Source organism: Nonomuraea terrae (assembly GCF_004348995.1).
Classification (GTDB): Bacteria; Actinomycetota; Actinomycetes; order Streptosporangiales; family Streptosporangiaceae; genus Nonomuraea; species Nonomuraea terrae.
Genome location: NZ_SMKQ01000359.1, coordinates 1 through 4887, shown reverse-complemented (window position 1 = coordinate 4887; position 4887 = coordinate 1). Strand labels below are relative to the sequence as shown.

6 protein-coding genes are annotated in these 4887 nt (G+C 71.3%); 2 read left to right on the top strand and 4 right to left on the bottom strand.

Annotated features, from left to right (window positions below):
* Nucleotides 1–82 precede the first annotated feature (82 nt).
* Nucleotides 83–766, bottom strand: coding sequence for a hemerythrin domain-containing protein (locus E1286_RS46060; protein WP_132623555.1), 684 nt, complete (start codon nt 764–766; stop codon nt 83–85).
* 60 nt (nt 767–826) lie between these two features.
* On the opposite strand from E1286_RS46060, the gene E1286_RS46055 reads away from it, so the two are divergent.
* The gene (locus tag E1286_RS46055) at nt 827–1468 is read left to right on the top strand and encodes a TetR/AcrR family transcriptional regulator (RefSeq protein ID WP_132623553.1); all 642 of its coding nucleotides are present in this window, start codon (nt 827–829) and stop codon (nt 1466–1468) included.
* A gap of 318 nt (nt 1469–1786) precedes the next feature.
* On the opposite strand, the gene E1286_RS46050 is transcribed toward E1286_RS46055, so the two are convergent.
* Complete coding sequence (locus E1286_RS46050) at nt 1787–2083, bottom strand: ester cyclase (RefSeq protein ID WP_223190946.1); 297 nt, start codon at nt 2081–2083, stop codon at nt 1787–1789.
* 54 nt (nt 2084–2137) lie between these two features.
* On the opposite strand from E1286_RS46050, the gene E1286_RS46045 reads away from it, so the two are divergent.
* Entirely contained in the window at nt 2138–2674 is a 537-nt protein-coding gene (locus E1286_RS46045) for a TetR/AcrR family transcriptional regulator (RefSeq protein WP_132623559.1), read from the top strand.
* Between the two features lie 464 nt (nt 2675–3138).
* Here E1286_RS46045 and E1286_RS46040 read toward each other — a convergent pair whose 3' ends face one another.
* Both E1286_RS46040 and E1286_RS46035 read right to left on the bottom strand, forming a co-directional pair.
* The gene (locus tag E1286_RS46040) at nt 3139–4023 is read right to left on the bottom strand and encodes a Vgb family protein (RefSeq protein WP_342776341.1); all 885 of its coding nucleotides are present in this window, start codon (nt 4021–4023) and stop codon (nt 3139–3141) included.
* Nucleotides 4020–4616, bottom strand: a complete 597-nt coding sequence (locus E1286_RS46035) for an ATP-binding cassette domain-containing protein (RefSeq protein WP_246075716.1) — start codon at nt 4614–4616, stop codon at nt 4020–4022. Before E1286_RS46035 ends, E1286_RS46040 begins: the two co-directional genes overlap by 4 nt.
* Nucleotides 4617–4887 lie beyond the last annotated feature (271 nt).

The following is a 4887-nucleotide window of genomic DNA, read 5'->3' as shown; positions in this document are numbered from 1 at the left end:
ACCCCCCACCCACCACCTGACGGCCGCGCCCACGCGGTCACCCGGCTACAACCCGCCTCCAGCGCCGGTGTTCGCCGCCCGGCTAAACGGCGACGCTTCGGCGGATGGCGGCCGTGCGGGCGGCGTACATGCGCTTGCCGAACAGGCGCCACAGCACGCGGGCCGGCGGCGGCATCGAGTGCAGGAACCACGCCTGCTCGCGTTCGGTGGCGTCCTCCAGGACCACCCCGGCGAGCAGCAGCTTCGCCGTCAGGCCGGCCGGCCCGTTCGCCAGGGCGGCGTGCTGGGGCGCGAGCCACTCGGGCACGGTCAGGTGCTCGTGGATGAGCGGCAGGACGGCGCGTTCCTCAAGGTCGAGATGCTCCTCCAGGGCCGCCCACAACCGGCGCAGGCAGTCGGCCAAGCGGTCACGGGTCTGCGTGTCGGCGCCGCGTGACCAGGCCGGGAGGTCCTCCTGGAGCGCGCCGATCAGCTCGGCGACGACGTGGTGCTGCTCCTCCATCGTCTCCACCAGCGGCTTCTCCAGAGGCACCCGCTGACGCAGCAACGGCCACAACAACGTGTCCTCGCTCTCGTGGTGCTCGTGCAGCATGCCGAGCACGAGCGTCGCGTGGCTGGCGAGCTCGCCGGCGCGCTTCGTGTCATGGCCGGCCACCTGGGACGCCAGCACGGGCAACAGCCGGAACTCCCGGCGCAGCGCCTTGTGGATGACCTTCATCTGGGCGGTCTCAGGCTTGTCCGGAGGTGCGGCGGGATCGATCAGCACGCTGAACCCCTATCCGTAGGAATGAACTTACTTTCAATGGAGGGATGTTAATCTGAAAGTGTGGCACGGCGTCCGTACGTCTCAAGAGTCAGGGTCCAGGCCGCGCTGGAGACCCACGCGGCCATCCTCGACGCGGCCCGCACCCTCTTCGCCGAGCAGGGCTACGCCCGCACGAGCGTCGCCGCCGTCGCCGAGCGGGCCGGCGTGGCCGTCAACACCGTGTACACCAGCGTCGGCGGCAAGCCCGCGCTGATCCGCGCCCTGGGCGAGGACGGTGCCGCCGACGAGGTCACCCGTGAGGTGCTCGACCAGGTGTCCCGGCTCACCGACGGCCGCGAGATCCTGCGCGTCACCGCACACGGCACGGGCGAGGTGACCCGCCGCCAAGCCACCACCCTGAAGGTGCTGCTCGACAACCGCACGTCCGACCCGGCGGTCGCCGACGCCGCCGCACTGGCCGTCCGCCGCTACCGCGCGAGCCTCGGCCGCATCGCCGCCCGACTGGCCGACCTCGCCGTCCTCCGCGACGACATCGACCGCACCCGCGCCGAGGAGATCCTCTGGTTCTACTTCGGCACGTCCGCCTGGAACGCCGTACGTGAACTGGGCTGGTCATGGGAGACCGCAGCCGACTGGCTCACCACCCAATCCTCCTCCGCCCTGCTCGAACCACCGCCGCACCGACCCCCGGCCCCTTCGTAGACGCGGACGAGGGCCCACCACCCCGACCGCCATCGCCTGGCGTCCCAGCGCCGGCGTAACCAACCGTCCAGTACGGCCCGATCTCGACGGAAAAGATGTGACCACCCCGCCCTCGACCAGAGCCTCCCTGGTCCCGGCATCGGCGACCCAATCTGATGTCAGCAGGCTCTTACTGGCCACACATGCAGAGTCACTCCAGATAAGCCGGCCGCCGCAGGAACCGATGAACAGCCGGCCGGCCAGGACGGCCTACGACGACTACTGGCCGCCCGGAGAGGGCTCTGGCTGGTCGGCGGATCAGGCAGAGCCTCTCGGCGGTCACGCGGTCAGCTGCCGGAGCATCTCGGCCGAGTCGTGCAGGTTCGTCATCTGGACGAATCGGCCGTCACGGACCTGGTAGATGGCGTACTCGACGATCTTGAACGAGGCGCCGGAGGCTGGGACACCGAGCCACTCCTTCACCGGGGTGCCCGTGTTGATGGCGCGGACGGCGATGCCGTCCCGGTCGAACACCAGCTCGTCGACCTCCCAGTGAATGTCCGGAACGGCGTCGACGATCCCCTTCAGGACCGTGACGACGTCGTCGCGGGTGCCGGGCTGGCCGCCGAGCAGCACCTGGTCGTTGATGAACCACGGGCGTTCGACGCCGAGGCGGCGCTCGAGAAGGCGATGATGGTCTTCTGGGCGCAGGGTTACGAAGGTGCCAGCCTCACCGACCTGACCGCGGCCATGGGTATCTCCCGCAAGAGCCTGTACGCGGCCTACGGCAACAAGGAGGACCTGTTCCGCAAGGCATTGCAGCGCTACGCGGAAGGGCCAGGTGCCTACGTCGCCGAGGCGCTGCAGGCACCCACCGCCCGCGAGGTCGCCATGGCCTTCCTCGCCGGCTCGGCCCGCGCCAACACGCTGCCCGGGCTCCCCGCCGGCTGCCTCGGTGTCCAGGGCGCACTGGCCGCCGGCGAGACCGGACGAGTCGCCCGCGACACCCTGGCCGAGTGGCGTGCCCACGGCCAGGCGCTGCTCCGCGACCGGTTCCGGCAGGCCGTCCAGGTGGGCGACCTGCCCGCCGACGCTGACCCGGAGAAGATCGCCCGCTACGTCATGACGATCGCGAACGGCGTGGCCGTACAGGCAGCCGGCGGCGCGACATGCGAGGACCTGCAACAGGTGGCCGACGCAGCTTTGCGGAACTGGCCACCGGCCTGACGATGCAGACCCTTGAAACGAGTCCTGCCCGCGTGGCTCGGCTCTCGCATAAATGTCCAGTTGAGAGTTCTGCGAAAGTCCGGAAACGGGCGCATTTACACTGGCCAAGGCTCGCAAAACGTCTCTCAGAACTCCAGCATGGTGCGAGACACTTCTGAGAGCCTGCTGACCACAGATTCGGTCGCCCGCCGCCGGGACCAGGGAGGCCCTGGTCGAGGGCGTCTTTGAGTGATGCGCCTGCGGCCAGGAGCCCGTGGTTGTCTGTTTGCGCGTTCACGTCGCGGGCGGTCCGCTGTCAGGCGGGGCGGATGGTGTGATCGCGCGGGATGGTCCGGTGTCAGGCGGGGCGGCTTGTGCGATTGCGCGGGATGGGCGGGTGTCCGGTGGAGACGGCGTGGCTGGGGGGACGGTGTGGTGTCTTCGCGGGGGGCTGAGTGATCGTCCCGGATGGCTCGGACGGGCGGTCAGGAGATGCGGGCGAGGGCGCCGGCTTCGAGGGCTACCCAGATCGCTCCGTCGGGGCCGACGGTGAGACCGTGCGGCTCGGGGTTGCGTGGCGCGGTGGTGTCGTTCTCCTGGGGTGGCCAGGGGATGGGGTGTTCGTCGATCGTGCCGGAGGGCGTGATGCGGCCCAGGCGGCCGGTGCCCCACTCCGTGAACCAGAGGGCGTCGTCGGGGCCGGTGATGATGGCGTGGGGACGGGCGGCCCGGTCGGGGAGCGGAAACTCGGTGATCTTGCCTGACACGTCGATCCGCCCGACCTGCCCCGCGCCGATCTCGACGAACCACAGCGCGTCGTCGGGACCCAGCGTGATGCCCACCGGAGCGGCCCCCACCGTGGGCAGCGGATGAACGGTCACCTGGCCCGCCGGCGACACCCGCCCGATGGCGTCGCCCTGGTTGATCGTGAACCAGAGCGCACCGTCGGGACCGGACGTGACGAGGGCGGGCATGCCACCCTCCACCGGCACCGCGAACTCGGTCAGGGCCCCGTCGTCCCCGATCCTCCCGATCCTCCCGGGCCGCATCTCGGCGAACCACATGGCGCCGTCGGGGCCCGCCGTGATCCCGTACGGACTGGAGGCCGCATAGGACGTCACCTGCCCGTCGGCGGTGATGCGGCAGACCCGGTCGCCCTTCCCCTCGGTGAACCACATCGCCCCGTCAGGCCCCGGCTCGATCACCGTCGGCTGCCCGTCGGCCGGATCGAGCTGGTGGATGACCGGGTCGCAGCCGGGCAGCAGCCGGCCGACGCGCCCCTCGTGGACGAGCGTGAACCAGAGCGCCCCGTCGGGCCCCGCGGCGATGCCGTACGGCGCGCCCGCCTCGATCATGGTCAGAGCGGTCAAGAGACGCGTCCCCCTGTCAGCGTGATCACGGTGCCGCGGAAGCGGCGGACGAGGGCGCGGTCGTGCGACACGACGACGAGCGCGCCCCGGTAGTCGTCGAGCGCCCGCTCCAGCTCTTCGGCCAGTACGGGCGAAAGGTGGTTGGTGGGCTCGTCGAGCAGCAGCAGGTCGTGTGCCCCGGCCAGCAGGCGGGCCAGCGCCAGCCGGCGTCGCTGGCCGACCGAGAGCGTGCCCACCCGCTGGTCGAGCACGGAGGCACGGAACAGGCCGGTGCGCAGCAGCGCGGCGCGGCGCTCGTCGGGGTGACCGTGGCCGCCGTACGCCTGCAGGACCGTCAGGCCGGGGTCGAACGTGACCTCCTGGGCCAGGTAGCCGACCTCGGTGTCGCGGGCGTGCTCGGCGATGGCGCGCAGGAGCGTGGTCTTGCCCGCTCCGTTGGCGCCCCTGACCAGCAGCCGGTCACCGGCCCTGATCGTCAGCGCGGGCACGTGGAGCCGCTCGCCCACCCGGACGTCCCGCAACTGCGCGACCACCCGAGCACCCGCGCCTTCCGCCGCGTTCTGCCCTGGTATCGAGCCATGAAATGACGCCACGCGGTGCGGTGCTCCGTCCTGCTGCGGTCGGGAGTCCTGTGCCGAGGGCTGGCGGTGTGGGGCCGCGTCGGGTTGCCGGGAGCCGGCCGGGTCGCTTGCGCCGGGCGGCGCCGTCGTCTGCTGCCGTGGTGCTGGATTCTTGTGGGGTGCCGGCCGAAGGGCCGGTGTGTCCTCAGCCGCCGCGGTTCGTCGCCGCGCCGGGTGCCGGCGGGCCGGTGAGGTCTCGGCCGGAGACGTGTCCGCGGTCGGGCGGGATGGGGCGGTCGGGAGT

Excerpts from the sequence above, each read along its gene's own strand:
- E1286_RS46045 (WP_132623559.1), top strand. The coding sequence starts at position 2,138 with ATGATGGTCTTCTGGGCGCAGGGTTACGAAGGTGCCAGCCTCACCGAC.